The sequence below is a fragment of the Xanthomonas sp. 3075 genome (assembly GCF_014197275.1).
GTDB lineage: Bacteria > Pseudomonadota > Gammaproteobacteria > Xanthomonadales > Xanthomonadaceae > Xanthomonas > Xanthomonas campestris_B.
The window spans coordinates 16,889-43,406 of the sequence record NZ_JACIFI010000017.1 but is presented as its reverse complement, the minus strand read 5'-3'; the positions used below and the strand labels follow the sequence as shown (position 1 = coordinate 43,406).

Genomic DNA, 26,518 nt, shown 5'->3' with positions numbered 1-26,518 from the left:
GCGGGCCTCAGCCCAGCGCAGTCTCCAGCTCCGGCAACAGCGTGAAAAGATCGCCGACCAGCCCGATATCGGCAATCTCGAAGATCGGCGACTCCGGGTCCTTGTTGATCGCCACGATGGTGCCGGCGTCCTTGATGCCGGTCAGATGCTGGATCGCGCCGCTGATACCGATGGCCACGTACAGCTCGGGGGCGATGATCTTGCCGGTCTGGCCGACCTGCAACTCGTTGGGCACATAGCCTGCGTCCACCGCCGCGCGCGAGGCACCGACGGCGGCGCCGAGCTTGTCGGCCAGACTGTAGATGTGCTGGAAGTTCTCGGCAGAACCAACGCCGCGGCCGCCGGAGACCACGCGCTTGGCGCTTTGCAGGTCGGGGCGATCGGAGTTGCCGGCGGCCAGGCCGACGAAGCGGGTGTGGGTTGGCAGCGAGGCGTCGATCGCAACGGATTCGATTGCCGCACTGCCGCCGGTTGCCGCTTCCGGCCACGAGGCGCTGCGCACGGTGGCCACCACGATCTGGTCGTCCGGCGCCTTCACCGTGATGATCGCGTTGCCGGCGTAGATCGGGCGCTTGAAGGTGCGGGCATCTTCGACCGACATCAGGTCGGAGATCTGGTTTACGCCCAGCAGCGCAGCCACCACCGGCATCAGATCCTTGCCGAAGGTGGTGGAGGGGCCGAAGACATGGCTGTAGCCCTGCCCGGCAAGCTGGGCGATCTGTGGCCCCAGCACCTGCGCGATGGCATGTTCGTTGGCGGCGTTTGCCACCGTCAGCACGCGTGCGACGCCCGCCAACTGGGCGGCTTGGCCGGCAACGGCCGCAGGATCTGCCGCCAGCACGACGATATCGATGGAGTCGGCCGCTACCGCCAGCGCAGCGCTGAGGGTCTTGGCGGTGGCCGCATTGAGCTGGCCATTGAGATGTTCGGCGACGACGAGAATCTTAGACATCAGAGTGTCCTTTCAATCATGGGACGCTTGGGGGACGCTGGCTTCGGCATTGAGAGGTCCGGCCAGGGGCGGACGGGCTCTCGGTCAGGGACGCTCACAAAAGCCCCTTCTGCTTGAGTGCGGCCACCAGTTCGGCGGCGTCCTTGACCATCACGCCACGGCTGCGCTTGGCCGGGGCGGCGTAGTGCGTGGTGCTGAGACTGTCGTGTGCATCGACGGCGAGGTCGGCAAATGCCAGTGTTTCCAATGGCTTGCTCTTGGCCTTCATGATGTCCGGCAGCTTGATGAAGCGTGGTTCGTTCAGGCGCAGGTCGGTGGTGATCACCGCCGGCAGGTCCACTTCCAGGGTTTCCAGGCCGGCATCGACCTCGCGTGTCACCGTGGCCTTGCCGTCGGCGACGACCAGCTTGCCGGCGAAGGTCGCCTGCGGGCGGCCCCACAGCGTGGCCAGCATCTGGCCGGTCTGATTGGCGTCGTCATCGATGGCCTGCTTGCCCAGGATGACCAGGTCCGGCTGCTCCTTTTCGACCAGCTTGAGCAGGGTGCGCGCGGCGGTCAGCGGCTGGATGGCGGCGTCGGTGACCACATGGATGGCGCGGTTGGCACCCATGGCCAGGCCGTTGCGCAGGTGCGGGGCAGCATCGGCCGGCGCCAGGGTGGCGACCACCACTTCGGTGGCAATGCCGGCGTCGCGCAGGCGCAGCGCCTCTTCCAGCGCGATTTCGTCGAACGGGTTGGGCGAGAGCTTGACGCCCTCGGTGACCACGCCGGAGCCATCCGGCTTGACCTGAATGCGGACGTTGTAGTCCACCACGCGCTTGTAGGCGACGAGGATTTTCATCGTGTACGTGATCCTTCAGCTATTGCGGGAAGGCCCGGCCGCGGCGGCAGGCCCGGGTAGTGGCGTCATTCTAACCGGGCAGGGCGCACCATGCGATGGCGTATGGATGCTGCGATGCAACAGCTGCATGCATCCGTCTGGCTCCGCTTAAGTCCGATATCGCACAGACCGTATATCCTGTGTGGTTTGAAAACGCCGCGCGGTGCGCGCGCGACCAGGAGGGGTAGACAGTGGCGACTTGGCTAGTAACCGGCGGTGCCGGCTTCATCGGCGGCAATTTTGTTCTTGAGGCAGTCTCCCGCGGGATCCGCGTGATCAATCTGGACGCGCTCACCTATGCGGGAAACCTGAACACGTTGGCGTCGTTGGAAGGCAATGCCAACCACGTCTTCGCCAAGGGCGACATCGGCGATGGCGCCCTGGTGACCCGCCTGTTGCAGGAGCATCAGCCGGATGCGGTGCTGAATTTCGCGGCCGAAAGCCATGTGGATCGCTCCATCGAAGGCCCCGGCGCGTTCATCCAGACCAATGTGGTCGGCACCCTGGCCCTGCTCGAGGCGGTGCGCGACTATTGGAAGGCGCTGCCGGGCACGCGCCGCGATGACTTCCGTTTCCTGCACGTGTCCACCGACGAGGTCTATGGCACGCTCGGAGAGACCGGCAAGTTCACCGAAACCACCCCGTATGCGCCCAACTCGCCGTATTCGGCCTCCAAGGCCGCGTCGGATCATCTGGTGCGTGCGTTCCACCACACCTACGGGCTGCCGGTGCTGACCACCAACTGCTCCAACAACTACGGCCCGTACCACTTCCCGGAAAAACTCATTCCGCTGGTCATCGCCAAGGCATTGGCCGGCGAGCCGCTGCCGGTGTACGGCGATGGCAAGCAGGTGCGCGACTGGTTGTTCGTCAGCGACCACTGCGAGGCGATCCGCACCGTGCTGGCCAAGGGCAAGGTGGGCGAGACCTATAACGTGGGCGGCAATTCCGAGCGGCAGAACATCGAGGTCGTGCAGGCGATCTGCGCGCTGCTGGATCAGCATCGCCCGCGCGAAGACGGCAAGCCGCGCGCCAGCCAGATCACCTACGTCACCGACCGCCCCGGGCACGATCGTCGCTATGCGATCGATGCCTCCAAGTTGAAGAACGACCTGGGCTGGGAGCCGGCGTATACCTTCGAGCAAGGCATCGCGCAGACGGTGCAGTGGTACCTGACCAACCAGGCGTGGGTGCAGGGCGTGCTGGATGGCAGCTATCGGCTGGAACGGATCGGCGCTGCCGCCTAACGCAACCCTAGCCAGTGCCCGTGCATGCGTGCGCGGGCCTCAACAGGACATACCTGATGACACAACGTAAAGGCATCATTCTGGCGGGCGGCTCCGGCACGCGCCTGTACCCGATCACCAAGGGCGTCAGCAAGCAGCTGCTGCCGGTGTACGACAAGCCGATGATCTATTACCCGCTGAGCGTGCTGATGCTCGCCGGTATCCGGGACATTTTGATCATCAATACACCGCATGAGCAGGCGTTGTTCCAGTCATTGCTGGGCGACGGCTCGCAGTGGGGCGTCAACATCCAGTACGCCGTGCAGCCCAGCCCGGACGGGTTGGCGCAGGCCTATCTGATCGGCCGCGATTTTGTCGATGGCAAACCGAGCTGCCTGGTGTTGGGCGACAACATCTTCCACGGTCACGGCTTGACCGAGACCTTGCGCCGCGCCGATGCGCGCGAGCAGGGCGCGACCGTGTTCGGCTACTGGGTCAATGACCCGGAGCGTTACGGCGTTGCCGAATTCGATCAGCAAGGCAAGGTCATCGACATCGCCGAAAAGCCGGAAAAGCCCCGTTCCAACTACGCGGTCACCGGGCTGTATTTCTACGATGGCAAGGCCAGCGATTATGCGGCTGCGTTGAAGCCCTCGCCGCGCGGCGAGCTGGAAATCACCGATCTCAATCGCTGCTATCTGGACGCTGGCGAGCTGCACCTTGAGCCATTGGGGCGCGGATACGCGTGGCTGGATACCGGCACCCATCAGTCGTTGCACGAGGCGGCCAATTTCATCGAAACCATCCAGATGCGTCAGGGCCTGCAGGTCTGCTGCCCGGAGGAAATCGCATTCGGTCAGGGCTGGATCGATGCAGCGCAGCTGGAGCGCCTGGCCGCACCGCTGTTGAAAAATGGCTATGGCAAGTATCTGCACGAGTTGGCCGTACGAGGAGTTGTGCCTTGAAAGTGATCGAAACGCGTCTACCGGGCTGCGTCGTCATCGAGCCGGCAGTGTTCGGCGATGCGCGCGGTTATTTCTTCGAAACGTGGAATGCCGAACGCTTCGGTCAGCATGGCTTGCCGACCCAGTTCGTGCAGAGCAATGTCTCCACCTCCGCCAAAGGCGTGCTGCGTGGTTTGCATTACCAGTGGCCGCGCCCACAGGGCAAGTTGGTCAGCGTGCTTGAAGGCGAGGTGTACGACGTCGCTGTCGACGTGCGCCACGGTTCGCCCAACTTCGGTCAATGGGCGGCCGTTGTGCTGAGTGCGGAAAACAAGAAGCAGTTCTGGATCCCGGAAGGCTTTGCGCACGGCTTTGCGGTGTTGTCCGAACGTGCCGTGTTCAGTTATCTGTGCACCGACGTGTACGTCAAGGAAGCCGATGCCGGCGTGCGCTGGGACGATGCCGCCATCGGGATCGATTGGCCGATCAGCGATCCATTGCTGTCGGCCAAGGATGCCGATGCGCCGTTCCTGGGCGATGTGCCGGTGGATCGCTTGCCGGTGTATTCACCGTGACCACCTTGGTATTTGGTGCCAATGGGCAGGTCGGCACCGAACTGCTGCGCGCGCTGGCTGTCGATGGTGCGGTAACGGCGACGACGCGCAGCGGCATGCTGCCCGACGGCAGCAAGTGCGAGACGGCCGACTTCGACGCCCCGGAGACGCTGACTGCGTTGCTGGACCGCATCGCCCCTTCGCGCATCGTCAACGCGGCCGCCTATACCGCCGTGGATCGCGCCGAACAGGATCGCGACAGCGCAATGCGTGCCAACGCGACCTCGCCGGGCGTCATCGCGGCATGGTGCGCGTCCAACAACGTGCCGTTGGTGCACTACTCGACCGACTACGTGTTCGACGGTCAGGGCAGCACACCGTATCCGGAGGATGCGCCAACCTCGCCGTTGGGCGCGTATGGCGAAACCAAGCTCGCTGGCGAGGACGCCATCCGTGCCTCGGGCGCGCAGCATCTGATTCTGCGCACGGCCTGGGTATATGCCTCGCACGGTGCGAATTTCCTGCGCACCATGCTGCGTGTCGGCGCCGAGCGTGACGAGTTGCGCGTCGTTGCCGATCAGGTCGGAACACCCACGCCAGCAGCCTTGATTGCCGATGTCACCGCGCAATTGCTGCAGCAGCGCACACCCGACACATCGGGCACCTGGCACCTCACTGCCGCTGGACAGACCAGCTGGCATGGTTTTGCCGAAGCGATCTTCGCGCAAGCGGTCGGTGCGGGCCTGTTGTCGCGCGCGCCACGGGTGCTGCCGATCACCACGGCAGACTATCCGACGCCGGCAAAGCGGCCGGCTTATTCGGGGTTGTCGATCGACAAACTGCAGCGCGATTTCGACATCGTGTTGCCGCAATGGCAGGTTGGCCTGCAGCGCGTGATTGCCGAACTGGTCGCTGCCAGGCAGTAACGTCGCAACAAGATCGATGGCGACAGTAGCGCCGCCGATCAATCAACGCCGCAAACGCAAACAGCCGGGAATCCCCGGCTGTTTGCTTGGACATTGCCGCATCCTGCGTGCGAACGATCAGGTCCGCCCGTAGGTGTCCTCAAAGCGCACGATGTCGTCTTCGCCCAGATAGCTGCCGGACTGCACTTCGATCAGTTCCAGCGGCAGTTTGCCCGGGTTCTTCAGGCGATGGGTCACGCCCAGCGGGATGTAGGTACTCTGGTTTTCGGTCAGCAGCAGCACTTCCTCGCCACGGGTGACTTCGGCGGTGCCGCTCACCACGATCCAGTGTTCGGCGCGGTGGTGGTGCATCTGCAGACTGAGCGTGGCACCCGGCTTGACGGTGATGCGCTTGACCTGGAACCGCTGGCCCATGTCGATCGAATCGTAGGCACCCCACGGACGATAGACCTTGCGGTGCCAGGTCGCCTCGGAGCGGCCGGCAGCCTTGATCTGGCTGACCACGTCCTTGACCTCCTGGATGCGGTCGCGGTGTCCGACCAGGACCGCGTCGTCGGTTTCCACCACCACCACATTCTCCAGGCCGACCATGGCGATCAGGCGCGAGCCGTAGGCATAGGTGTTCTGGCAATCCAGCTGGATCACGTCGCCGTGGTGCGCGTTGCCTTGGGCATCCTGCTCGGACACGTCCAGCAGCGACGACCACGAGCCGACATCGTTCCAGCCGGCGTCCAACGGCACCACCACCGCATCGGCGGTCTTTTCCATCACCGCGTAGTCGATCGAATCCGACGGACTGGCCGCGAAGGCGTCCTTGTCCAGACGGGTGAAGTCGGCATCGCGCTTGCCACCTTGCCAGGCCTTGAGGCAGGCATCGGCGATGGCGGGGTGGAACTTGCGCAGCTCTTCCAGGTAACGCGAGGCGCGGAACAGGAACATGCCGCTGTTCCAGTAGTACTCGCCGCTGGCCAGATAAGTCTGTGCCGTGGCCAGGTCGGGCTTCTCGACGAAGCGCTCCACCGCGCTGACGCCGGTGCCTGCGCTCGCCTTGATGTAGCCGTAGCCGGTTTCGGGCGCGGTCGGCTTGATGCCGAAGGTGACCAGCTTGCCTTGTTCGGCCGCAGTGGCCGCCAGGGTGACCGCAGCCTGGAATGCAGCTTCGTTCTGGATCACGTGATCGGACGGCAGCACCAGCAGCAGCGGGTCGGCGCCGTCGCGGGTGGCTTCCAGCGCGGCAACGGCAATGGCCGGTGCGGTGTTGCGGCCCTTGGGCTCCAGCAGGATCGCCGACGGCTTCACGCCCAACTGCTGCAACTGCTCGGCGGCCATGAAGCGGTGTTCTTCGTTGGCCACCACGATGGGCGCGTGCGCAGCCACCGGAGCGCAGCGCAGCCATGTCGCCTGCAACATGCTGTGTTCGCCGACCAGCGGCAGAAACTGCTTGGGATAGGATTCGCGCGATAACGGCCACAGGCGCGTGCCGGAACCGCCGGACAGGATAATGGGAAGGACGTCGCTCATGGGCGGGGGAAACTCCAAAGTGCGTCTAAGGGTGGGGGAGGGGATGAATCAACCGCGCAGCAGGGTGGAAATTTCCTGCGTCCGCGTTTCCAGCAGTGCGGCATCGCCGCGCGTTTCCACGTTCAGACGCAACAGCGGCTCGGTGTTGGAGCTGCGCAGGTTGAAACGCCATTGGCCGAAGTCGGCGCTGATGCCATCGGTGTAATCCAGCTCGGGCGACAGCGACGCGTAATGCTCCATCACGCGGGCAACGGCGGCCTTGGCATCGTCCACCTTGAAGTTGATTTCGCCGCTGCAGGGGAATTTCTGCATGCGCGCTTCGACCAGGTCTGCCAGCGAACGGCCGGATTGCGACACCAGCTCGGCGATCAGCAGCCACGGAATCATGCCGGAGTCGGCATAGGCGAATTCGCGGAAATAGTGGTGCGCGCTCATCTCGCCGCCATACACCGCGTTCTCGCTGCGCATCTTCTCCTTGATGAAGGCATGCCCGCTCTTGCACAACACCGGAATGCCGCCGGAATCTTCCACCATCTCGACCGTGTTCCAGGTCAGACGCGGGTCGTGCACGACCTTGCCGCCCGGCTGCTTGGCCAGGATTGCCTGTGCCAGCAGGCCGACCAGGTAATAGCCTTCGATGAAGCGGCCGGTGTGATCGAAGAAGAAGCAGCGATCGAAGTCGCCATCCCAGGCGATACCGAAGTCGGCGCCGTGGTCCTGGACCGCCTTGGCGGTGGCAGCACGGTTTTCCGGCAGCAGCGGGTTGGGGATGCCGTTGGGGAAGTTGCCATCGGGTTCGTGGAAGACGCGCACGAATTCGAACGGCAGATGCGGTGCGAGCAGGTCGACGATCAGGCCGGCGCCGCCGTTGCCGGCGTTGACCACCAACTTGAGCGGCTTGAGCGTGCTGCGATCCACGTAGCTGAGCAGGTGCTCGAGGTAGGCCGTCTTGTCGGTGCGGCTTTGCTCGCTGGCAGTGGGCTCGCCGGGTGCTGCGGTATCTGCCGCGACCGTGTCGCGAATGGCGAACAGGCCGGTGTCGGAGCTGATCGGCCGCGCCTGCTCGCGCACCAGCTTCATGCCGTTGTAGTCCATCGGATTGTGGCTGGCGGTGACCATCACGCCGCCGGCGGCCTTGAGGTAATCGGTCTGGAAATAGACCTCCTCGGTGCCGCACAGGCCGATATCGATCACCTCACGGCCGCTGGCGCGCAGGCCGGCCGAGAGCGCTTCCTGCAGCCCGGGGCTGGCCAGGCGCACGTCATGGCCCAGAACCACAGGCCCTTGATCCAGCTGAGCCGCCAGCGCCACGCCGATGCGGCGCGCCAAGTCCTCGTTGAGTTCATCCGGCACGCGGCCGCGAATATCGTAGGCCTTGAAGGCTGGTAGCGTCATTGGCAATTCCTGGGGTGGGGGACACCCGAGTTTAGCGGCTGCGTTGTGTCTTGGGTGTGGCGGAACCGTCTCCGGGGACAGGCAACAGTCAGCGGCTAGAATGGCCGTTTCCCATCAGCGAAGGCGAGGGCGGTGATGAACAATGGTGGACGTGGTGCGGCAAGCGGCAAACGCTATGCCGATGCCAAGGCGGCGCTGGATGGGGTGCTGGCCCAGGGCCAGACGCTGGCGGTCGGCGGCTTTGGTCTGTGTGGCATCCCGGAGGCGCTGATCGCGGCGGTGCGCGACAGCGGGATCGGCGGCTTGACCGTGATCTCCAACAATGCCGGCGTCGATGGCTTTGGCCTCGGTCAGCTGCTGGCCACCCGGCAGATCCGCAAGATGATTTCGTCCTACGTGGGCGAAAACAAGGAATTCGAGCGGCAATACCTGGCCGGCGAACTCGAACTGGAGTTCAACCCGCAAGGCACGCTGGCCGAACGCCTGCGCGCTGGCGGTGCGGGGATTCCGGCGTTCTATACCGCCACCGGTTACGGCACCATCGTGGCCCAGGGCAAGGAAACCCGCGAGTTCGACGGCAAGCACTACGTGCTGGAAACCGCGTTGCAGGCCGATGTCGCGCTGGTCAAGGCGTGGCGTGCGGATGCCGCCGGCAATCTGGTGTTTCGCAAGACCGCGCGCAATTTCAACCCGGCCTGTGCCATGGCCGGCAAGGTGTGCATTGCCGAGGTCGAAGAGATCGTGGAAGTAGGAGCGATCGATCCCGATCAGGTGCACCTGCCCGGCATCTATGTCGACCGGCTGGTGCTCAACGCCACCCCGGAAAAACGCATCGAACAGCGCACCGTGCGCGAAGGACAGCCCTGATGGCCTGGACCAGAGACCAGATGGCCGCACGTGCGGCACGCGAATTGACCGATGGCGCCTACGTCAACCTGGGCATCGGCCTGCCGACGCTGGTGGCCAACCACATCCCCGAGGGTGTGGACGTGTGGCTGCAATCGGAGAATGGCCTGCTCGGCATCGGTCCGTTTCCCACCGAGGAAGACGTCGATGCGGACCTGATCAATGCCGGCAAGCAGACCGTGACCGCACGTGCCGGTGCCAGCTATTTCGGCAGCCACGATTCGTTCGCGATGATCCGCGGCGGGCATATCGACCTGGCCATCCTGGGCGCGATGCAGGTCAGCGCGCGCGGCGACCTGGCCAACTGGATGGTGCCCGGCAAGATGGTCAAGGGCATGGGCGGGGCGATGGACCTGGTGGCCGGCGTCAAGCGCGTGGTGGTGCTGATGGAACACCTCGCCAAGGACGGCAGCCACAAGATCCTGCCCGCGTGCGACCTGCCGCTGACCGGCGTCGGCGTGGTCGATCGCATCATCACCGACCTGGCGATATTCGATGTCACCGATACCGGGTTGGTGTTGGTGGAGGCGGCGGATGGGGTGGAGTTAAAGGAGCTGCAACAGAAGACTGGTGTGGCGATTCTGACGCCTGAACCGTGAGGCGAGGCCGGATGGCCGCCAGGTCATCCGGCGCTAACCAGTCCGCGCCCAGTGAATCGGTCGTCGAGTTGCAGGTCCGCAAGCCACGGCGCCTGCCAGCGTCCGGAGCCGATGCACTGCAGTGGGATCTGGACGGAAGTCCGGTCGAAGTCCAGCAGGTAGCTTTCGTCCTGCGCAACCGCACAAACATCTGCAATAAAGGCCAGCGCTCCTTCATGCACCTGCGCGATGGTCGCCCATTGCGCTGGCGATAGCTCAGGACTGGCGTAGACCGCAGTCGGACCTTCGGTGGTGCCTGTGAAACAGGAGAACTGCGGCGAGGGAGCCGTGAGAAGTGTTTCCAGAAGCAGATCATGGCGCAGGATCGTCGATTGCTCCGGATCCCCCTCGGTGCGGCCATCAAAATAGCGCGCTGCGGCCCAGCTGTGGGCAGTGATCTTTGTAGCGCGCCCATTCACTGCAAAATAAGCGCCACCCAGCGGCTGCCCAGTCAATCTTGTGAGATTGGCCTGGATGGTGCCGGAGTAACCTATGTCGGCCACCATGGCAGCACCGTCACCTGCGGTCGCTTTCCAGTAATGCAGGTAAGCCGTCCTTTCAGTTTCGGCAAGCGCCAGCAGTTCATTGATTGCTGGGGCCATGAGTTCCAGAAGCTCGGCGTGCATCTCCGGCAGGTAGACATCGCGTTGCATGACCGAGCGCCCCAGGCGACCTTCCAGAATATGTGCTGCAGCATCTCCCAGCCGCGCTTGTATCAGGTCGCTCAGCGTGCCGGTGTAGGTACTGTCCAGCAGCAATGCAAGATCATCTGGTGCATGCAGTGAGGGTGTTCCGGTTCCCCGCCGCGATGCGAGCAGATACTTGCCATGAAGCTGCTGTAGTGAAGGGGAGGTTTGCCTTATTAGCTGAAAACCCTGTTCCAGCAGGTGACCTTCTCGGCTCAAAAACAAGATTGTTTCGATAGTGGCGTGCTTCGCCATGCGGATCAGCCATGCGAGATAATCGAAGATCAGCGGGCCGATGACCACGTAGCCAAGACATGCCGGTGAAAGAACCGGCAGCGGCATCAACGTGTCCGGGTGCCGGTCGGCAAGATCGGCGAACCGATTGGCCAGTAGGCCAAGCCACAACTGATCCTGCCACCGCGTTGCCGCACCTGATGACGGCCTGAGCGGGCGCAATGCAGGAATTACCTCCAGCAGCGCGGATGGGCGAAGCACATGCACCGGTGTCAACAAGTTGTGCATCTGTGGGCGCTGAATATCGCCGTGTTCGTTGTCGCCAACATGCAGCCACTGCGATGTCTCGATGTTTTCGATGTCTGGCAGCTTCTGCCAGGCGCTATCAGTATCCTTGCGCCAACCCGTCTCGCAGGACACATACCAGGCAGCTGGCAGTACGCTCGCTTCGGGTGGCAGGATCTGTTGCAGCAACGTGCTATCCAGATACATGTCCGAAAGCGCAACCAGGCGGATGCCACGCTGCCGCAACTGCGTGGCTGCTGCAATCACTCCGCTGCGTGGTCGTAGCAATCTAGCTTCCAGTGCCACTTCAAATGCCTGAAGGGCGCCGATTGGAAGTCCCCTCGCATCCGCTAGGCCCGATAGCGTGGTGTAGATGCTCGCTAGATCGACATCGGTGCCACGTTGATGGCGTGCTTTTGACTCGGCAAGTTCGCGGAGTTGGAGAAAATTTTCGACCCCGAACTGGCGCGCCACCAGGTGGGCAAGATAGGCACGGGCACCTGCTGGGAACAGGAACGGTCTTACGACCAAGGTATCGAAGATGTCCAACGACACCAGTCGAGCTTGAAGAGAAGACAGTGTCAATCGCGTGGCGATCGGTGTCTCGAAAGAGGCCTGCCAGTTGCGCCCACCTTCGCCGCTGAGTGCCAGCGTGCCGTCTTGCGGCAATATGCCGATTCGATACTGCTGCTGCCGCACGATGGCCGCGAACATGCGCTCCATCGCGTGGTGCAGGGTGCCATCGATCTGGCCGTGCTCTTCGGGAAAATCCTTGAGCTCAAGGTCAAGTGCGTACAACGGCCGTAATGCATCCACCTTTGCCCAGAACATCGATCCTGCGGGAAAATCGATGTACTCCGAAGCGTTGATGTCGAAACCGAGTCGTTGTGCCAGCGTGCGACAGACCTCGAAGTTACTCAGCCAGGTATGTGCCCATAGCGGCACCTGCCCGTAGCTCTCAGGGTAAAGCATGCCAAGGCGTGGTTCGGCCTGAAACATGCCGAGTTGCCAGGCGATGCGCTCGGTGCTCCCCATCAGGGACGACACCAGGTAGCGGCGCCACTGGCCTTGCTCGCTGCCTGTATACAGCGATTTTTTCGTGTGCAGATGGCCGACCACATCCAATGCAAGAATCTGTTCGCGGAACGTCACCACCAAAGGCGCGATGTCACGGCCGCGGTTGGGCACGATGCGTATATCGAGTTTCTCGATCTGCGGCAGCTTGGAAAAACGCGCGCGCGCGCGATCTGCGGCTGCTTCATCCATCACAGAGACCAGCAGGTCATAGCCGACCGGCATGTGTTGGAGTGACTGTGCGAATTCGTCGATGAGGTCGGGATAAAAGACGTGCACCATCACGCCAACGTTTAACTGCAGCTGCGACAAGGGCACGGGCGCGACGAATGGCTCTTGGTCCGACAGACGGGGCGCTGCCGGCTGCTTGCGTCCTGCCAGTCGTACGCGCTCCACGAAACCACGTATCCCGAGGGCGCGGATTACCTTGAACGTCCGTAGCGCCACTGCAGTGGTGCCTGAGAAGCCGCCACCATGGAGCTGCACCGAGCGACGCGCTGCAGCCAGGAGTTTGGAGAGACTGCTAATCACGCGCTACGCCGGTCGCTGCTCACAGATTCTGGTAGTTCGGGCCCGAACCACCCTCCGGTGTGACCCAGGTGATGATCTCGTACGGGTCCTTGATGTCGCAGGTCTTGCAGTGCACGCAGTTGGCGGCGTTGATCTGCAGGCGTTTGCCGGAAGGGCTGTTGGTGTCTGCGACCATTTCATAGACGTTGGCCGGGCAAAAGCGGGTGCAGGGGTTGTCGTATTCCTCCACGCAGCGGGTGGCGCACACGTCGGTGTCGAGCACTTTCAGGTGCACGGGCTGGTCTTCGTCGTGTTCGGTGGCGGCAAAGTAGACCGCCTGCAGGCGGTCGCGCGGTGCGAGCTCGCGCGTGCCGTAGTCGCGCTTGGGTTGTTCGTACTCGCCGATCTTGTGCAGCGCCGACCAGTCGGGCTTGTTCTTCAGCGTCCACGGCGAGGCGCCCTTGAGCGCGGTTTCCCAGGCGGCATTCAGCAGGCCGAACCACAGGCCCTTCTTGAAGCCTGGCTTGATATTGCGCACCTGCTTCAGCTCGGCCATCGCATCGGAGGCGCGTAACTTGGCGTCGAAGCCTTGCGGCGCCAGCTGCGCTTGCACCAGGTGCTCGGCGGCCAGCATGCCGCTGCGGATCGCCTGGTGGGTGCCCTTGATCTTGGGCACGTTGAGCAGGCCGGCGGTGTCGCCGATCAACAGGGCGCCGGGCATCTCCACCTTTGGCAGCGACTGCCAGCCGCCGGTGACGATGGCGCGCGCGCCGGCCGACAGGATGCTGCCGCCTTCCAGCAGCGGCTTGATCAGCGCGTGGTTCTTCCATTGCTGGAAGGCCTCCCACGGTTGGTACTTCGGGTCGCTGTAGTCCAGTCCGCTCACATAGCCGAGCGCGATCTGGTTGTTGTCCAGGTGATACAGGAAGCTGCCGCCGTAGGTGCGGTTGTCGGCCGGCCAGCCGAGCGTGTGCACGATCTTGCCGGGGCTGACGCGCCCCTCCGGTACCTGCCACAGCTCCTTGATGCCGATCGAGTAGCCCTGCGGGTCGGCGTCGGCGGTGAGGTCGAAGCGCTTGAGCAGGCGCTTGGTCAGATGCCCGCGGGCGCCTTCGGCCAGCACCGTGACCTTGGCGCGGATGTCGATGCCGGCGGTATAACCAGGCTTGTGCGATCCATCCTTGGCCACGCCCATGTCGCCGATGCGCACGCCGACGACCTGGTCGTTGTGGTCGTGCAGGGTTTCGGCGGCGGCAAAGCCAGGGTAGATTTCCACGCCCAACGCTTCGGCCTGCGGCGCCAACCAGGCGCACATCGCCCCCAGGCTGACGATAAAGTTGCCATGGTTGCGCATGCCCGGCGGCACGACCGGAAACTTGCGCGCGCTGTCCTTGCCGAGAAACCAGAATTCGTCGTCGGTGGCGGCCACGCAGATCGGCGGTGGATTGTCGCGCCAGCCCGGCAGCAGCGCATCCAGCGGGCCGGGTTCGATCACTGCGCCGGACAGGATGTGCGCACCGATGGTGCTGGATTTTTCGATCACGCACACGCTGATGTTCGGATCGAGCTGCTTGAGCCGGATCGCAAAGGCCAGCCCGGCCGGACCGGCGCCGACGGTGACGACGTCGTACTCCATCACGTCGCGCTCGACCGCCTCTGGCGCAGGTGCGCCGACTCCCGCTTCCGACATTGCTCCACTCCCGTTGGCTCGATGGCTGGTACGCATTTTCCGGGATTCGATGTGACGGCGGCAAATGGAATCGATTCATCCTCACCGCACGCCCGGCTCGGCAGGTGCGTGCTAGCGTCTGCAGGATGAAGATTCCGGTTGCATTGCCGCAGGCGCAGATCAGTTGGTGCCGAGGTTGGTTGCAGGCCACGCAGGCCGATGCGTTGATGCAGGCGTTGCTGGCGCAGGTGCAGTGGGAGGTGCACCGCATCCGCATGTTTGGACGGGTGGTGGATTCGCCGCGGCTGAGCAGCTGGATCGGCGATGCGGATGCCAGCTATCGCTATTCGGGTACGCAATTTGCGCCGCAGCCGTGGCTGGAGGCGCTGCAGCCAGTGCGCACGCGTCTGCAGGACGAAACCGGGCATCCGTTCAACAGCGTGTTGGTCAACCGCTACCGTAGCGGCAACGATGCGATGGGCTGGCATAGCGACGACGAGCCGGAGCTGGGCGCGCAGCCGCTGATCGCCTCATTGAGCCTGGGCGCGACGCGGCGGTTTGCGTTCAAGCATCGCGACGATGCGGCGTTGAAGCAGACGCTGGAGCTGGGCCACGGCGATCTGCTGCTGATGGGCGGGGATACCCAGCGCCACTACAAGCACGCCTTGCCGCGCACCGTAAAGCCAGTCGGCGAGCGCATCAATCTGACCTTTCGTCAGATTGCGATGCGCGTGTCCCAGCCATAAGAGCGGCTAACGAAACGTAGCGAGCGCTCTGCTGGCGGTGAGCGCAGTGGTTTTGTCAGCCGCATCTTGCTGGGTGCGGTCAGAAGCCCAGGTCAAACGCTGAGGGGGTCGAGGGCGCGGTGCCCTCACCGCTCGCGGGACACGCCGTGGACCCGTCCCTGGGGGCTCGGTGGCGGCATCCATGCCGCCACACGGTCCCGCAATCGGTGAGGACACCGCACCAGCGAGTGAGTCGGTGCTTTGTTGAAAACCTGCATACCGACCATCTTGATTGGTCCTTGCCCGCCCACCCTCGCGGGACCTTACGCGGCATGGATGCCGCGTAAGAGCTTACAAGGACGTACTTGCAGCGTGTCCCGCGAGGGTGGGCGGGCAAGGGCCCTGCAGCCAGGCCACAGATCAGCCGCTCTGCGGCATCCTTCAGGCGGGCGCGGCCGGTGCTCGGAATCGGCATGTACCACTCGTGCACTCCCGGTTCCTGCGCGCCGTCCGCGCCCACCTGGCGACTGCTTGCTACGTTTTTCTAGCCGCTCTAAGTCTGTCGCTTGCGCTTACAACGAACGCGGCAGGTTCTGGCTATCCTGCTGACCGCTGACCAAGGTCCATCCCACCAGCTCGGTGGTGACCTGGGTCATCGCTTGCTCGAATGCCGCCGCGACCGCTGCGATGTCGGTGCTGCTGGACGGGCGTGCGACCAGGAAGGTGCGCGAGGCGGCCACGCGTTGATCCGACGAATGCAGCAACTTGGCGTTGAGTTCGATGGTGGCCGACGGCAGCGACTGGCCAGCGTAGTCCGACTCGAAGCGGCGCAGGTCGATCGCCAGCTTGTACTCCGAGCGGATGCCGGTGCCGATGCGGGCGACCGCAGCGATCTTGCCGGAGTCCTCAAACGCACGCACCACGCTGTCTTCCAGCATGTCGGTCGCCGATTGCGCCCAGCTTGCGCCTTGATAGACCTGCAACTCGCCCGGTGTCGGGCGCACGCTGATGCGCGGGCTGTCGATGATGCGGGCTGCGCTCGGCTTGGCGACCGACAGCTGCCAGGTCACCTGCGGCCAGGTGGGATTGGGCGTGACGCGCACGGTGGGGGCATAGATCGTGGCCGGCTTCTTATCGCCACCGGTCAGGACCGAGCAGCCGCCCAGCGCCAGCAACGAGACGCACAGCAGGGGACGCAACAGGCGCATGGCAGTCATTTCGGTTCGAACTCCTTGGGTGCGTCGCGGCCGAGCAGGTAGCGCGCAGGGTTGTTGTCCAGTTTGTCGCTGACCCGGCGCAGGTCGCGGATCAGGCCACGCAATTCGGTCAGCGTTGGACCGAGCTGGCCCAGGCCGTCATTGGCGAAACTATTGATGGCCGCGCGGTTCTCGCCAAGGATGTTGTCGGCGTTGCCGGCAGCCGAGTCCAGCTTGACCAACGTGGCGTCGAGCTTTTCCAGGATGCCGGGTAGCTGTTGCACCAGGTTCTGATCCAGCCGCTTGATGGTGCCGTTGGTGGTGGTCAGCGTGGTGTCGAGATTGCGCGCGGCATCGCGCGCGCTGACGATCAGCGCCTGCATGCCGTCGTCGCGGTCGGCAATGCCGCCGCTGATCTTTTCCAGGTTCTGCAGCGTTGCCGAAATGCTGGCCACGTTCTTGTCCGACAGCATCTGGTCCATGCGCTCGACGATGCGGTTGGCGGTGTCGGTGATGTTCTGCAGCGCCGAGGGCGTGGTCTGGATGATCGGCGCATCGCTCTTGTCGATGGTGGTCAGCGACGGCGCCTCGGGCGTGCCGCCGGAGAGCTGGATGATCGACGGGCCGGTCAGGCTGGTGATGCCCAGCTTGGCGCGCGTATCGCTCTTGATCGGCGTGGTGGAATTGACGCGCACGTGTGCGACGACCTGGCGCGGGTCGTTCGGCGCCAGCGTCAGCTCGGTGATCGAGCCCACCGCGATGCCGTTGTATTGCACCGGGCTGCCGACCGTCAGGCCGGTGACCGCTTCGCGGAACACCACCCGGTATTGCTGCCAGGTGCGGTCGGAAGAGTATTTGGCCGCCCACAGGCCGAACAGCAGCAGGGCGATGCCTGCCACGATGGTGAAGGCGCCGATCAGGACGTAATTGGCTTTGGTTTCCATGCTCAGGCGGTCTCGGTGGAGTCGGTCTTGGCCGCGCGCGCGGCGCGTGCGCGCGGTCCGTGAAAATATTCCTGGATCCAGGGGTGGTCGACCTGTTCGATCTCGGCCAGCGGCGCGTTGGCGATCACCTTGCGATCGGCCAGCACCGCAATGCGGTCGCAGATGGCGTACAGCGTATCCAGATCGTGGGTGATCAGGAACACGGTCAGGCCCAGCGCCTGCTGCAAGGTGCGGATCAGGCGGTCGAAGGCGGCCGCGCCGATCGGGTCCAGCCCGGCGGTGGGCTCGTCCAGGAACAACAGCGGCGGATCCAGCGCCAGCGCCCGCGCCAGGCCGGCACGCTTGCGCATGCCGCCGGACAATTGCGAGGGCAGCTTGTCCAGCGCATCGGCCGGCAAGCCGGCCAGCTTGATCTTCAGCAGCGCCAGCTCGAAATACCAGCGCTCCGGGAACTCGCCGTGATGTTCCTTCAGCGGCACCTGCACGTTTTCGCCGACGGTCATCGACGAAAACAGCGCGCCGTCCTGGAACAGCACGCCGGTGTTGCGGGTGATGTGCTGGCGGTCGGCATAACGGCCCGAGCGCGCATCTGCGCCCAGCACCTGGATGCTGCCGGCGTCCGGCTCGCGCAGGCCCAGGATGCTGCGCATCAGCACCGACTTGCCGGTGCCCGAGCCGCCGACCACGCCCAGGATCTCGCCGCGGCGCACGTCCAGATCCAGTTCCTCGTGGACGACCTGGCTACCGAAGCGATTGGTCAGCCCGCGCACGGAAATCGCCAGCTGGTCGTCGTCGGCCTCTGGGCCGGGATTGGAGATTAGGGATTGGGGATTGGTCACAGCACCGCGCTCCCGAATGTCGGGGCGCTAGCGGCGCGTTTGCTTTGCACGAATCCCAAATCCCGAATGTCGAATCCCGGCTTCATCACCACCCCATCTTCATGAACCACAACGCCGCAATCGCGTCGAGGATGATGACCAAGGAAATCGTCTGCACCACCGAGGAGGTGGTGCGTTCGCCCACCGACTGCGCGGTGCCGCTGACCTTCAAGCCCTCCAGGCAGCCGATCAGGCCGATCACCAGCGCAAACAGCGGCGCCTTCGACAGGCCGACCAGGAAATGCCGCAGCTGGATGGTGTCGTGCATGCGCGCCAGATACATCTGCGGCGGGATATCCAGATCGAACGCGCCCACGGTCACGCCACCGGCCAGGCCGGCGATCATCGCGATGAAGGTCAGCAGCGGCAGGGTGAAGATCAGCGCCAGCAGGCGCGGGATCACCAGCAGGTCGATCGGGTCCAGCCCCAGGGTGCGGATGGCATCGACCTCTTCGCGTGATTTCATCGCACCGATCTGCGCGGTGAAGGCGCTGGCGGTGCGACCGGCCAGCACGATGGCGGTCAACAGCACCGCGAACTCGCGCAGGAAGGCGATGGATACCAGTTCCACCACATAAATCTCCGCGCCGAAGTCGCGCAGGATGGTCGAACCCAGGAACGCGATCACCGCACCGACCAGATAGGACAGCAGCACCACCAGCGGCACCGCATCCAGGCCGACCTGTTCCATGTGATGCACGGTGGAGGTCAGGCGGAAGCGGCGCGGCTCGTGGATCAGCCGCGCGATCTTGACCAGGTTCTCGCCCAGGAAGCTGTTGAGCTCCAGGATGCCCTGGCCGACCCCGTGGGTGGTGCGGCCCAGGCGATCCAGCGCAGCGACGAAGCCGAAATCGCGCTTGGGCTTGGGGCGCTCGTCGTTGAGTTCCTCGATGGTGCACACCAGCGCCTGATGCTCATCGCGGAAATCGATCGCGTCTTCCTTCAGGCCGATGCGGCTGGCGAAGCGCAGCAACTGCAGTACGCCGGCCGAATCCAGTTGCGCGATGCCGCGCGCGTCGATGCGACGAATGCCATCGGGCACGGTCTGCAGCAGTTCTGCCTGCGGCAGGGCGGTCGCCAGGACCCAACTGCCAGCGAGGCGGACCTGTGCCTGATCCTGCGAGTCTTGTTCGATGCGTGGAGGTTGCGGTTTGATCATGGGTGGCCTGTCCGTGGCGCCAGCATACAGCGGCTGGCGTCAGTGAATGTGGGGATATCTGCTCCGGACGGGCGCGGCCGTTGCCAATCCGGACGCCGGTTGCGCGCGCTGCGGCATACACTGGCGGCCTCGCCAGACGGCGTTTCTCCGATCCGACTCGCCACGCATGTCCGCTGCCACTGTTGTCTTACCGTCCGCCAGCGCCACCTACGCCCAGCGCGTCGCCTTCGTTTCGGAAATCGCCGGACGCCTGCATTCGTATGGCACCACCGCGCAGCGCCTGGAGGCCGCCGTGGTCGGGCTGTCGCAGAAACTGGGTCTGGACTGCGAGCCCTGGTCCAATCCCACCGGCATCATCCTGAGCTTCAGCGACCCGACCAAGGCGATCGGTTCCAGCGATATCACGCGCGTGATCCGGCTGGCGCCGGGCGAAAACGATCTGTACAAACTCAGCGTGGCCGATTACGTGGCCGACAGTGTGGCCAACGGGCGCATGAGCATCGCGCAGGGCCACACCGCGCTGCGGCGGCTGGACCGCGAGGTGGACCGGCGCGGCAAGACCATGCAGGTGCTGGCCTTCGGGCTGGCGGCGGCCGGCGTGGCCGGACTGTGGAAGCTGCCCTGGCTGGATATCGCCACCGCCGGGGCGATCGGCATGTCGATCGGCCTGCTGACCCAGTACACCGACAAGCGGCCTGCCACCAAGGAGGCAGGTGAAGCACTGGCCGGCCTGCTGGCCGGTGTGGTGGCGGCGGTGGTCGCTTCGCTGATCGGGCCGCTGAATCTCAATACGGTGATCATCGCCTCGCTGGTGGTGCTGCTGCCGGGGATGTCGCTGACCAATGCCTTCAACGAGTTGGCCAGCCAGCATTGGGTGTCGGGCACTGCGCGCCTGGCCGGTGCGGTGACCACGGTGCTCAAGCTCACCGTCGGTGCGGTGATCGCGGTGACCTTGACCCAGCTGATCGGGCTGCAACCGCAGGTGGCCGCGCTGCGCCCGCAGGCCGCCTGGGTCGAATGGGCCTCGCTGCTGGTGGCTGCCTATGCCTTTGCGGTGTTGTTCAAAGCGAGTCGGCGCGATTATTTATGGATCATGGCAGCGGCCATGTCCGGGTATGTCATTGCGCGTTATGCCGGGCATGCCTGGGGTGGTCCAGCCGGCGTGTTCGCTTCGGCCATGGCATTGACTGCCGCCGGTAATCTGTTCGGGCGGGTGGTGCAAAAACCCGGTGCGCTGATCCGCTTGCCCGGCATCATCATGCTGGTTCCCGGTAGCGTCAGCCTGCGCGGCTTTCTGACATTGGTACAGCAACAGGATGTCAGCGTCGGACAGGCAGCGCTATTGGCGGTCACCAATATTGTGATGGCATTGATGGCTGGATTGCTGTTCGGCAATCTGTTGATACCGGCCCGCAAGAATTTATGACGGGCAGAAAAAGCGCGCAATAAAAACGCCGGCAGTGCCGGCGTTTTTATTGGTTTGAATCAAGCCGCCTTGGACTTCTTGGTCGCGCGCTTGGTGGTGCCCTTGCGCGTGGAGGTCTTCTTGGCCGGGGTCTTCTTTGCGGCTGCCTTGCTGATCAGGAAGTCTTCGACTTTCTTGCCGGCGGCGGTCAGTTCGGCCATCCAGCGCGGCTGCTTGCCACGGCCGGTCCAGGTGTCCTGGGGGTTGGCGGGGTTGCGATACTTCGGCGGCACCTTGCCCAGCTTGCGGCCGGCACGCGGGCCCGGCTTGGCAGCGGCGGCGGGACGACCTGGGCGAGCGCTAGCGGAAGCGCCAAACAATTCTTCGATGGAATAACCCTGGGCTTTTGCAGCGCGGGTCAGCTGAGTGCGAACCTTGGCGATCGGGGCGCGCTTGGCAACAACGGTCTGCTGCTTCTTCGCATTTTTGATCAGGGCACCCAACTGCTTGGCCGACAGGCCGCTAAGATCGATCGACATCGTTACTCCGGAAGATGAGAGAAAAAAAGAAAGCCGGTCCGTGGCAGCGCTGTCATCATAATCTCAGAAAACCTGCATGACAAATGCGCCGAAATAATTCGGCGCATTGTGTTCATCTTTATTGAAGGAGTTCCGGGTGATTCGATCAGCGGTCCAGGCGAGAGAATAACCCTGCCTTATCCAGATTCTCTGCCGCCTCGGCAGTGCGTGCGCGATATTCAAATGTGCCGGCTGCCAATCCGCGTTCCGAGACCACCACCCGATGCGGAATGCCTAAAAGCTCCATATCGGCAAACATGGCGCCCGGGCGCAGGCCGCGATCGTCCAATGCGGCGTCGATCCCGGCGGCGATCAATTCGTCCAGCAAGGCCTGGGCGGCGGCCATCACCTGCGCGTCCTGCTTGGGGTTGATCACGCAGACCGTCACCTGCCACGGCGCCATCGGTGCGGGCCAGACAATACCGGCCTCGTCGTGGTTCTGTTCGATTGCCGCGGCCACGATGCGCGAAATGCCGATGCCGTAACAGCCCATCTTCATCACCGCGACCTTGCCGTTTTCGTCGATCACGGTGGCCTGCAGCGCCTGCGCGTACTGGCTGCCGAGCTGGAACACGTGGCCCACTTCGATGCCGCGGGCCAGCCGCAGCTCGCCGCCATCGGCCGCGCGCTCGCCGTCGATGACGTTGCGCAGATCCGCCACGGTGTCAGGCTCTGGCAGGTCGCGGCCCCAGTTGACGCCGACCAGATGCGCGCCGGGCACATTGGCGCCGACCACGAAGTCGGCCATCGCCGCCACATCGCGATCGGCCACCACGCGCACCCGCCGGGCGGTGTTGACCGGCCCCAGGAAGCCGGGTTCGCAGCCGAGATGCTCGCGGATCTCGGTTTCATTGGCCAGGCGGTGATCGGCCAGGCCGGCGACCTTGCCCAGCTTGATCTCGTTGACCGCGTGGTCGCCACGCACCAGCACCAGCACGAAGCCGGCCTGGGTCATCACCGCCACCGACTTGACCGTGCGCTGCAGCGCGATGCCCAGCAGCTGCGCGACGTCCTCGCAGGTCTTCTGGGTGGGCGTGTCGACCTGGCGCATCGCCTCGCTGGCGGCGGCGCGCGGTGCGGGCAGGGCAGCGCTGGCGGTTTCCACGTTGGCGGCGTAATCCGAGCCGGTGGAGAATGCCAGCGAGTCTTCGCCGGAGGCGGCGATGACATGGAATTCCTGCGAGGCGTCGCCGCCGATCGCGCCCGAATCGGCCTGCACGGCACGGAATTCCAGGCCCAGGCGGGTGAAGATGCGGGTATAGGCCGCGCGCATGTTGTCGTACTCGCGCGCCATGTCCGCATCGGTGAGATGGAAGGAGTAGGCGTCCTTCATCAGGAATTCGCGCGCACGCATCACCCCGAAGCGCGGCCGGATCTCATCGCGGAACTTGGTCTGGATTTGATAGAAATTCAGCGGCAACTGCTTGTAACTGTTGATTTCCTGGCGCGCGAACTCGGCCGCGGCTTCCTCGGCGGTCGGGCTGTAGCAGAACTCCTGTTCCTTGCGGTCCTTGATCTTGAGCAGTTGCCCGCCGAACTTTTCCCAACGGCCGGTCGCGTCCCACAGCTCGCGCGGCTGGATGGTGGGGAACAGCACTTCCACCGCCCCGGCGCGGTTCATCTCCTCGCGCACGATGGCCTCGACCTTGCGCAGCACGCGCAGGCCCAACGGCGACCAGGTGTACAGCCCGGAGGCGAGCTTTCGGATCATGCCCGCGCGCAGCATCAGACGGTGGCTGACCAGCTCGGCGTCGGCCGGGGTTTCCTTGGTGGTGTGCAGGTGGAACTGGGAAAGACGCATCGGGCTTCGCTTGGGCGGAAAGCCGCTAGTTTGCCAGTGTCGCGCCCCGCAGGTCATCGGCAACGCTGTCGCGCGGCCGTGTCACGGCGACTGCCACGACCATGACACGGCGCGATACGAAGAGCGGCGCGCGGGCGGTCCGGGTTGGCTCAGCTCGCCGGGCCGCTGCTGGGGGCCGGTTTGCAATAGGCCTTGGCGGCGGCCTCTGCAAGATTGCGCTGGGCGGCACGGGCCTCCGGGTCCAGTGCGGTGCCGGGCTTGCCATCGGCGCCAGCGCCCAGGCTGACCTCGCCCTTGCCGCTGAGCAATTCCAGGTTACGGCGGGCGTTGGTGCACTCGGCCGATTCGGGCGTGGCCGTGTCGGCTGCAGCGATGGCGGCAGTGCCGCTGCGTGCATCGATGCGGCGCGCTTCGTAGCGCTGGCCGCTGGGTGGCGGAGTTTCGGTGTAATGGGTCACACCCTTGGCGTCCTTCCACTTATACAGTTCGGTGGCGCCGGCGGCGGCGCTGACCAGCAGCAACAGGGCGCAGAGCCCGGACGACAGGTGCATGTGGCTTCCCCTGGATGATTCCCGCCGCGATTGCAGCATCCACGGCCCGCGCTGGCAAGTGATCCGCGCGCCGCACGGCTAAGGACGCGCTACCGCCGGACGGACCTCAGGCCCTACACTTGTCCCATGGATGAAATGAGACCGCCCCCGCGCTCGCGCACGATCTACCTGCTGCCGAACCTGTTCACCACCGCCGGGCTGTTTTCCGGTTTCTACGCCATCATCGCCGCCGCCAACGGGCAATTCGTCCAGGCGGCCATGGCGGTGTTTGTCGCTGCGGTGATGGACGGGCTGGATGGCCGGATCGCGCGCCTGACCAATACCAGCAGCGAATTCGGCGTGCAGTACGACTCGCTGGCCGATCTGGTCAGCTTCGGCATGGCCCCGGCACTGGTGATGTATCACTGGTCGCTGTCGGCGCTGAAGTACGACAGCAGCGTGATGGGCCGGGTCGGCTGGTCGGCGGCCTTTTTGTATGCCGCCTGCGCGGCGCTGCGGCTGGCGCGCTTCAATACCCAGGTCGGCGTGGTCGACAAGCGCTGGTTCATCGGCCTGGCCAGTCCGGCCGCAGCCGGCTTGATGATGTCCTTCGTCTGGGCGTTTGCGGACGACAGCCTGGGCTTCGATGGCCAACAACTGCGCTATCTGGCGCTGGCGGTCACCGTGGTGTCGGCCCTGCTGATGGTCAGCCGGATCCGTTTCTGGAGTTTCAAGGGAGCCGCGCGTGGCCCGCGTGCCGACCGCGTGCCGTTCCTGGCACTGGCGGTCGCCACGGTGGTGATCGCCTTGCTGGTGATCGACCTGGCCCGTTCGCTGCTGGTGATCGCTGTGTTGTACGCGCTGTCCGGCCCGGTGATCTGGCTGTGGCGACGCGGGCGGCGGGTGCCCGAATTGCCATGAGCGCGTTGGCGTCCGAGCCGATGTGGTCCGATCTGCAGGTGTCGTATCTGCAGGCATTGGGGCACACCGTCTATCTGGACCGCGACACCGCCGATGCATTGCCGCCTGTCGACGTTATGGAGGACGCGCCGGTGGCGCCGGCACGTGCCGAGCGCGCGTCTCAGCCTGCGGCGGTTCAAGCCGCGCCGCCGGCGATGCGCCGCACGGCTCCGGCGGCGCCGGCCGAGCCGCCGCGGACGGTCAACACGGCCCAGGCCGCCGCCCCGCAACGGCGCAGTAACCGGGTCGGCATGCCCGATCGCCTGCAGATTGCGTTGCTGCGCGCCTCCGGATGTAACCCGGGCGACCCGGAGACACAAGCCTTGATGGCGTCCTGGCCATTGGCCGAGCTGCGCGGCAATCCGGCAGCCAAGCGCGCGCTGTGGCCGCAACTGCGCGCGCTCCGGCGCCGCCGCGACAAGGCGTGAGCGCCTTGAACGCCCCGTTGCGCACCTCGCTGCGCACCATGCGCGAGAGCGATCTGGACGTGGTGATGGACATCGAACATCGCGCCTATCCGTTTCCATGGACGCGCAGCATCTTTCGCGACTGCCTGCAGGCCGGCTACCCCGGTTGGGTGATGGAGCAGGGCGGGCAGGTGATCGGCTATGGCGTGATCAGCATCGCCGCCGACGAAGCACATGTGCTCAACGTCTGCATCGCCCCGGAAGCGCAATCGCAAGGCCATGGCCGCCTGCTGTTGCGCGCCCTGATCAAGGGCGCCTGCGATCGCGGCGCGCGGCGCGCGTTTCTGGAAGTGCGCCCGTCCAATCCGTCGGCAATTGCGCTGTATCACTCCGAAGGGTTCAACGAAATCGGTCGGCGCCCGCGCTACTACCCCTCCAACACCGGGCGCGAGGATGCGTTGGTGATGGCGATCGAGTTGTCTTTCGAAGGGTTTTCCTGAGCGTCGCGGCGACGTCGCCAGCCGCAAGTGCGCCCGTCCAATCCGTCGGCAATTGCGCTGTATCACTCCGAAGGGTTCAACGAAATCGGTCGGCGCCCGCGCTACTACCCCTCCAACACCGGGCGCGAGGATGCGTTGGTGATGGCGATCGAGTTGTCTTTCGAAGGGTTTTCCTGAGCGTCGCGGCGACGTCGCCAGCCGCACCGATCACCGTCGAAGCCGCGCGCCATCGAACCGCTGCACCAACAACGCCCGCCGGGCAAGGCGAGTTGGCGCAGTGATGTGTGATTGATGGTGCGGTGCAGGCCACGATGGCGTGTCGATGATGGAGAGGGTCTCTCGTGGCCAATGCGGTTGGAGTCTGGGCGTGGCGACCGCGCGCGCTATTTTCGGTCCATTGGGTGTCGCTAACGGCGACGACCGGACCATTGCGGTGTCTGCACCGTTTGATTGGGCCAGGTGCTGCAGCTGGCCGCGCTGGCGACGCAATCGGGTGTCTGTGGTTTTGCCCTCAGGGCGTCCGCACCATTGCAATCGATGCCGGAATGCGGGTCCGCTTGCGGTCTGGCGCTGCGCTTGCGGATATTCCGGCCGCCTGGATGTGCGGGATGATGATTCCGCAATAGGGGTGATAGTTCCGCCATCTCCATCGCGTTTTTTTCTATCTCGCTTGCGCACGAGCAAAAATCGTCACGTAAATGGGGTTTTGGATAAATGCGCTGCATTGCAGCGAAATCGCCGCGAATAATGCCGGCGGGTGCGCGCGAAACCCCCGATTTTCTCGATATACATAGGGTTTTATTGCGGCTTAGATAATGCTGCGATGCAGTGTCCTTGGTCATGTCCCTGCGTGTCCCCGTCACCGCATTTTGTCTTCTCTTGAATGTCCTGCAATCGTTTGCGTGACTAGGCGTGCACATCGATACATCGGCTCAATACAGGCGATTGCGATGCTCCTAGTATCCGCCTCGCAGGACCGGATATTCCATAAACGAAAAAACAGGTTCCGCATCTGCTAGACGAGGTAGCGCCGCC

25 protein-coding genes, 1 other RNA gene and 1 pseudogene are annotated in these 26,518 nt (G+C 64.4%); 13 read left to right on the top strand and 14 right to left on the bottom strand.

Translation table 11 applies throughout. The features are described from left to right. Nucleotides 1-7: 7 nt before the first annotated feature. Entirely contained in the window at nucleotides 8-952 is a 945-nt protein-coding gene (locus tag GGR62_RS15780; RefSeq protein ID WP_184408806.1) for an electron transfer flavoprotein subunit alpha/FixB family protein, read from the bottom strand. Between the two features lie 94 nt (nucleotides 953-1,046). Beyond that, a complete protein-coding gene (locus GGR62_RS15775; RefSeq protein WP_184408805.1) occupies nucleotides 1,047-1,793 on the bottom strand; it encodes an electron transfer flavoprotein subunit beta/FixA family protein in 747 nt (248 codons plus the stop codon). A 230-nt stretch (nucleotides 1,794-2,023) separates the two neighbouring features. On the opposite strand from GGR62_RS15775, the gene rfbB reads away from it, so the two are divergent. From rfbB to rfbD, 4 genes are read left to right on the top strand one after another with little or no spacing between them, the layout of a single operon-like run. Further along, nucleotides 2,024-3,079: a dTDP-glucose 4,6-dehydratase gene (rfbB, locus tag GGR62_RS15770; protein ID WP_184408804.1), complete on the top strand. Its 1,056-nt coding sequence runs from the start codon at nucleotides 2,024-2,026 to the stop codon at nucleotides 3,077-3,079. A gap of 56 nt (nucleotides 3,080-3,135) precedes the next feature. Beyond that, nucleotides 3,136-4,023: a glucose-1-phosphate thymidylyltransferase RfbA gene (gene rfbA / locus GGR62_RS15765; protein ID WP_184408803.1), complete on the top strand. Its 888-nt coding sequence runs from the start codon at nucleotides 3,136-3,138 to the stop codon at nucleotides 4,021-4,023. Beyond that, nucleotides 4,020-4,577, top strand: a complete 558-nt coding sequence (gene rfbC / locus GGR62_RS15760) for a dTDP-4-dehydrorhamnose 3,5-epimerase (RefSeq protein ID WP_184408802.1) — start codon at nucleotides 4,020-4,022, stop codon at nucleotides 4,575-4,577. The genes rfbA and rfbC overlap by 4 nt, the downstream gene beginning before the upstream one ends. Next, the gene (rfbD, locus tag GGR62_RS15755) at nucleotides 4,574-5,482 is read left to right on the top strand and encodes a dTDP-4-dehydrorhamnose reductase (RefSeq protein WP_184408801.1); all 909 of its coding nucleotides are present in this window, start codon (nucleotides 4,574-4,576) and stop codon (nucleotides 5,480-5,482) included. Before rfbC ends, rfbD begins: the two co-directional genes overlap by 4 nt. A 117-nt stretch (nucleotides 5,483-5,599) precedes the next feature. On the opposite strand, the gene GGR62_RS15750 is transcribed toward rfbD, so the two are convergent. Together GGR62_RS15750 and GGR62_RS15745 are read right to left on the bottom strand one after the other, a co-directional pair. Then, a complete protein-coding gene (locus GGR62_RS15750) occupies nucleotides 5,600-7,003 on the bottom strand; it encodes a mannose-1-phosphate guanylyltransferase/mannose-6-phosphate isomerase (protein WP_184408800.1) in 1,404 nt (467 codons plus the stop codon). A gap of 48 nt (nucleotides 7,004-7,051) precedes the next feature. Then, complete coding sequence (locus GGR62_RS15745; RefSeq protein WP_184408799.1) at nucleotides 7,052-8,398, bottom strand: phosphomannomutase; 1,347 nt, start codon at nucleotides 8,396-8,398, stop codon at nucleotides 7,052-7,054. 135 nt (nucleotides 8,399-8,533) lie between these two features. On the opposite strand from GGR62_RS15745, the gene GGR62_RS15740 reads away from it, so the two are divergent. Together GGR62_RS15740 and GGR62_RS15735 are read left to right on the top strand one after the other, a co-directional pair. Continuing rightward, the gene (locus GGR62_RS15740; protein WP_184408798.1) at nucleotides 8,534-9,265 is read left to right on the top strand and encodes a CoA transferase subunit A; all 732 of its coding nucleotides are present in this window, start codon (nucleotides 8,534-8,536) and stop codon (nucleotides 9,263-9,265) included. Beyond that, nucleotides 9,265-9,903 carry a CoA transferase subunit B gene (locus GGR62_RS15735; RefSeq protein ID WP_184408797.1) on the top strand — a complete coding sequence of 213 codons (639 nt, stop codon included), beginning with the start codon at nucleotides 9,265-9,267 and terminating at the stop codon, nucleotides 9,901-9,903. Before GGR62_RS15740 ends, GGR62_RS15735 begins: the two co-directional genes overlap by 1 nt. A 23-nt stretch (nucleotides 9,904-9,926) precedes the next feature. Here GGR62_RS15735 and GGR62_RS15730 read toward each other — a convergent pair whose 3' ends face one another. Together GGR62_RS15730 and GGR62_RS15725 are read right to left on the bottom strand one after the other, a co-directional pair. After that, a complete protein-coding gene (locus GGR62_RS15730) occupies nucleotides 9,927-12,707 on the bottom strand; it encodes a rhamnan synthesis F family protein (RefSeq protein ID WP_326520268.1) in 2,781 nt (926 codons plus the stop codon). Nucleotides 12,708-12,771: 64 nt separating this feature from the next. Beyond that, nucleotides 12,772-14,421, bottom strand: coding sequence for an electron transfer flavoprotein-ubiquinone oxidoreductase (locus tag GGR62_RS15725; RefSeq protein WP_184408795.1), 1,650 nt, complete (start codon nucleotides 14,419-14,421; stop codon nucleotides 12,772-12,774). 125 nt (nucleotides 14,422-14,546) lie between these two features. Here GGR62_RS15725 and GGR62_RS15720 point away from each other — a divergent pair, with 125 nt between their 5' ends. Next, complete coding sequence (locus GGR62_RS15720; protein WP_184408794.1) at nucleotides 14,547-15,146, top strand: alpha-ketoglutarate-dependent dioxygenase AlkB; 600 nt, start codon at nucleotides 14,547-14,549, stop codon at nucleotides 15,144-15,146. Between the two features lie 452 nt (nucleotides 15,147-15,598). Continuing rightward, nucleotides 15,599-15,675, top strand: a non-coding RNA gene (locus GGR62_RS15715) — sX9 sRNA. A gap of 22 nt (nucleotides 15,676-15,697) precedes the next feature. Here the strand turns inward: GGR62_RS15715 and GGR62_RS15710 are convergent. From GGR62_RS15710 to GGR62_RS15695, 4 genes are all read right to left on the bottom strand, one after another. Continuing rightward, complete coding sequence (locus tag GGR62_RS15710) at nucleotides 15,698-16,342, bottom strand: ABC-type transport auxiliary lipoprotein family protein (RefSeq protein WP_184408793.1); 645 nt, start codon at nucleotides 16,340-16,342, stop codon at nucleotides 15,698-15,700. Beyond that, nucleotides 16,339-17,265, bottom strand: a complete 927-nt coding sequence (locus GGR62_RS15705; RefSeq protein ID WP_184408792.1) for an MlaD family protein — start codon at nucleotides 17,263-17,265, stop codon at nucleotides 16,339-16,341. Before GGR62_RS15705 ends, GGR62_RS15710 begins: the two co-directional genes overlap by 4 nt. A gap of 2 nt (nucleotides 17,266-17,267) precedes the next feature. After that, nucleotides 17,268-18,104: an ABC transporter ATP-binding protein gene (locus tag GGR62_RS15700; protein WP_184408791.1), complete on the bottom strand. Its 837-nt coding sequence runs from the start codon at nucleotides 18,102-18,104 to the stop codon at nucleotides 17,268-17,270. A gap of 85 nt (nucleotides 18,105-18,189) precedes the next feature. Further along, on the bottom strand, nucleotides 18,190-19,302 hold the full coding sequence (locus GGR62_RS15695; RefSeq protein ID WP_184408790.1) for an ABC transporter permease: 1,113 nt from the start codon (nucleotides 19,300-19,302) through the stop codon (nucleotides 18,190-18,192). 166 nt (nucleotides 19,303-19,468) lie between these two features. Here GGR62_RS15695 and GGR62_RS15690 point away from each other — a divergent pair, with 166 nt between their 5' ends. Then, nucleotides 19,469-20,728 carry a threonine/serine exporter family protein gene (locus GGR62_RS15690; protein ID WP_184408789.1) on the top strand — a complete coding sequence of 420 codons (1,260 nt, stop codon included), beginning with the start codon at nucleotides 19,469-19,471 and terminating at the stop codon, nucleotides 20,726-20,728. A 59-nt stretch (nucleotides 20,729-20,787) separates the two neighbouring features. Here the strand turns inward: GGR62_RS15690 and GGR62_RS15685 are convergent, their stop codons facing one another. The 3 genes from GGR62_RS15685 to GGR62_RS15675 form a co-directional block, all read right to left on the bottom strand. Then, a complete protein-coding gene (locus GGR62_RS15685) occupies nucleotides 20,788-21,246 on the bottom strand; it encodes an H-NS histone family protein (RefSeq protein ID WP_184408788.1) in 459 nt (152 codons plus the stop codon). A gap of 145 nt (nucleotides 21,247-21,391) precedes the next feature. Beyond that, nucleotides 21,392-23,086 (bottom strand): proline--tRNA ligase, encoded by a 1,695-nt coding sequence (locus GGR62_RS15680; protein ID WP_184408787.1) that lies wholly within the window; start codon nucleotides 23,084-23,086, stop codon nucleotides 21,392-21,394. A 149-nt stretch (nucleotides 23,087-23,235) separates the two neighbouring features. Beyond that, on the bottom strand, nucleotides 23,236-23,637 hold the full coding sequence (locus tag GGR62_RS15675) for a DUF4124 domain-containing protein (protein ID WP_184408786.1): 402 nt from the start codon (nucleotides 23,635-23,637) through the stop codon (nucleotides 23,236-23,238). 126 nt (nucleotides 23,638-23,763) lie between these two features. Here GGR62_RS15675 and pssA point away from each other — a divergent pair, with 126 nt between their 5' ends. The 4 genes and pseudogenes from pssA to GGR62_RS15655 form a co-directional block, all read left to right on the top strand. Then, nucleotides 23,764-24,537, top strand: coding sequence for a CDP-diacylglycerol--serine O-phosphatidyltransferase (gene pssA / locus GGR62_RS15670; RefSeq protein ID WP_184408785.1), 774 nt, complete (start codon nucleotides 23,764-23,766; stop codon nucleotides 24,535-24,537). Continuing rightward, entirely contained in the window at nucleotides 24,534-25,004 is a 471-nt protein-coding gene (locus GGR62_RS15665; RefSeq protein ID WP_184408784.1) for an alanine acetyltransferase, read from the top strand. Before pssA ends, GGR62_RS15665 begins: the two co-directional genes overlap by 4 nt. Continuing rightward, complete coding sequence (gene rimI / locus GGR62_RS15660) at nucleotides 25,001-25,483, top strand: ribosomal protein S18-alanine N-acetyltransferase (RefSeq protein ID WP_184408783.1); 483 nt, start codon at nucleotides 25,001-25,003, stop codon at nucleotides 25,481-25,483. Before GGR62_RS15665 ends, rimI begins: the two co-directional genes overlap by 4 nt. Nucleotides 25,484-25,507: 24 nt before the next feature. Continuing rightward, a pseudogene (locus tag GGR62_RS15655) lies at nucleotides 25,508-25,660 on the top strand (ribosomal-protein-alanine N-acetyltransferase); the annotation flags it as partial. 230 nt (nucleotides 25,661-25,890) lie between these two features. Here the strand turns inward: GGR62_RS15655 and GGR62_RS15650 are convergent. Further along, nucleotides 25,891-26,325, bottom strand: a complete 435-nt coding sequence (locus tag GGR62_RS15650; protein ID WP_184408782.1) for a hypothetical protein — start codon at nucleotides 26,323-26,325, stop codon at nucleotides 25,891-25,893. Nucleotides 26,326-26,518 lie beyond the last annotated feature (193 nt).

Excerpts from the sequence above, each read along its gene's own strand:
- GGR62_RS15780 (WP_184408806.1), bottom strand. The coding sequence starts at position 952 with ATGTCTAAGATTCTCGTCGTCGCCGAACATCTCAATGGCCAGCTCAAT.
- GGR62_RS15775 (WP_184408805.1), bottom strand. The coding sequence starts at position 1,793 with ATGAAAATCCTCGTCGCCTACAAGCGCGTGGTGGACTACAACGTCCGC.
- rfbA (WP_184408803.1), top strand. The coding sequence starts at position 3,136 with ATGACACAACGTAAAGGCATCATTCTGGCGGGCGGCTCCGGCACGCGC.
- GGR62_RS15750 (WP_184408800.1), bottom strand. The coding sequence starts at position 7,003 with ATGAGCGACGTCCTTCCCATTATCCTGTCCGGCGGTTCCGGCACGCGC.
- GGR62_RS15745 (WP_184408799.1), bottom strand. The coding sequence starts at position 8,398 with ATGACGCTACCAGCCTTCAAGGCCTACGATATTCGCGGCCGCGTGCCG.
- GGR62_RS15740 (WP_184408798.1), top strand. The coding sequence starts at position 8,534 with ATGAACAATGGTGGACGTGGTGCGGCAAGCGGCAAACGCTATGCCGAT.
- GGR62_RS15735 (WP_184408797.1), top strand. The coding sequence starts at position 9,265 with ATGGCCTGGACCAGAGACCAGATGGCCGCACGTGCGGCACGCGAATTG.
- GGR62_RS15725 (WP_184408795.1), bottom strand. The coding sequence starts at position 14,421 with ATGTCGGAAGCGGGAGTCGGCGCACCTGCGCCAGAGGCGGTCGAGCGC.
- GGR62_RS15720 (WP_184408794.1), top strand. The coding sequence starts at position 14,547 with ATGAAGATTCCGGTTGCATTGCCGCAGGCGCAGATCAGTTGGTGCCGA.
- GGR62_RS15710 (WP_184408793.1), bottom strand. The coding sequence starts at position 16,342 with ATGACTGCCATGCGCCTGTTGCGTCCCCTGCTGTGCGTCTCGTTGCTG.
- GGR62_RS15705 (WP_184408792.1), bottom strand. The coding sequence starts at position 17,265 with ATGGAAACCAAAGCCAATTACGTCCTGATCGGCGCCTTCACCATCGTG.
- GGR62_RS15695 (WP_184408790.1), bottom strand. The coding sequence starts at position 19,302 with ATGATCAAACCGCAACCTCCACGCATCGAACAAGACTCGCAGGATCAG.
- GGR62_RS15690 (WP_184408789.1), top strand. The coding sequence starts at position 19,469 with ATGTCCGCTGCCACTGTTGTCTTACCGTCCGCCAGCGCCACCTACGCC.
- GGR62_RS15685 (WP_184408788.1), bottom strand. The coding sequence starts at position 21,246 with ATGTCGATCGATCTTAGCGGCCTGTCGGCCAAGCAGTTGGGTGCCCTG.
- GGR62_RS15680 (WP_184408787.1), bottom strand. The coding sequence starts at position 23,086 with ATGCGTCTTTCCCAGTTCCACCTGCACACCACCAAGGAAACCCCGGCC.
- GGR62_RS15675 (WP_184408786.1), bottom strand. The coding sequence starts at position 23,637 with ATGCACCTGTCGTCCGGGCTCTGCGCCCTGTTGCTGCTGGTCAGCGCC.
- pssA (WP_184408785.1), top strand. The coding sequence starts at position 23,764 with ATGGATGAAATGAGACCGCCCCCGCGCTCGCGCACGATCTACCTGCTG.
- GGR62_RS15665 (WP_184408784.1), top strand. The coding sequence starts at position 24,534 with ATGAGCGCGTTGGCGTCCGAGCCGATGTGGTCCGATCTGCAGGTGTCG.
- GGR62_RS15650 (WP_184408782.1), bottom strand. The coding sequence starts at position 26,325 with ATGACCAAGGACACTGCATCGCAGCATTATCTAAGCCGCAATAAAACC.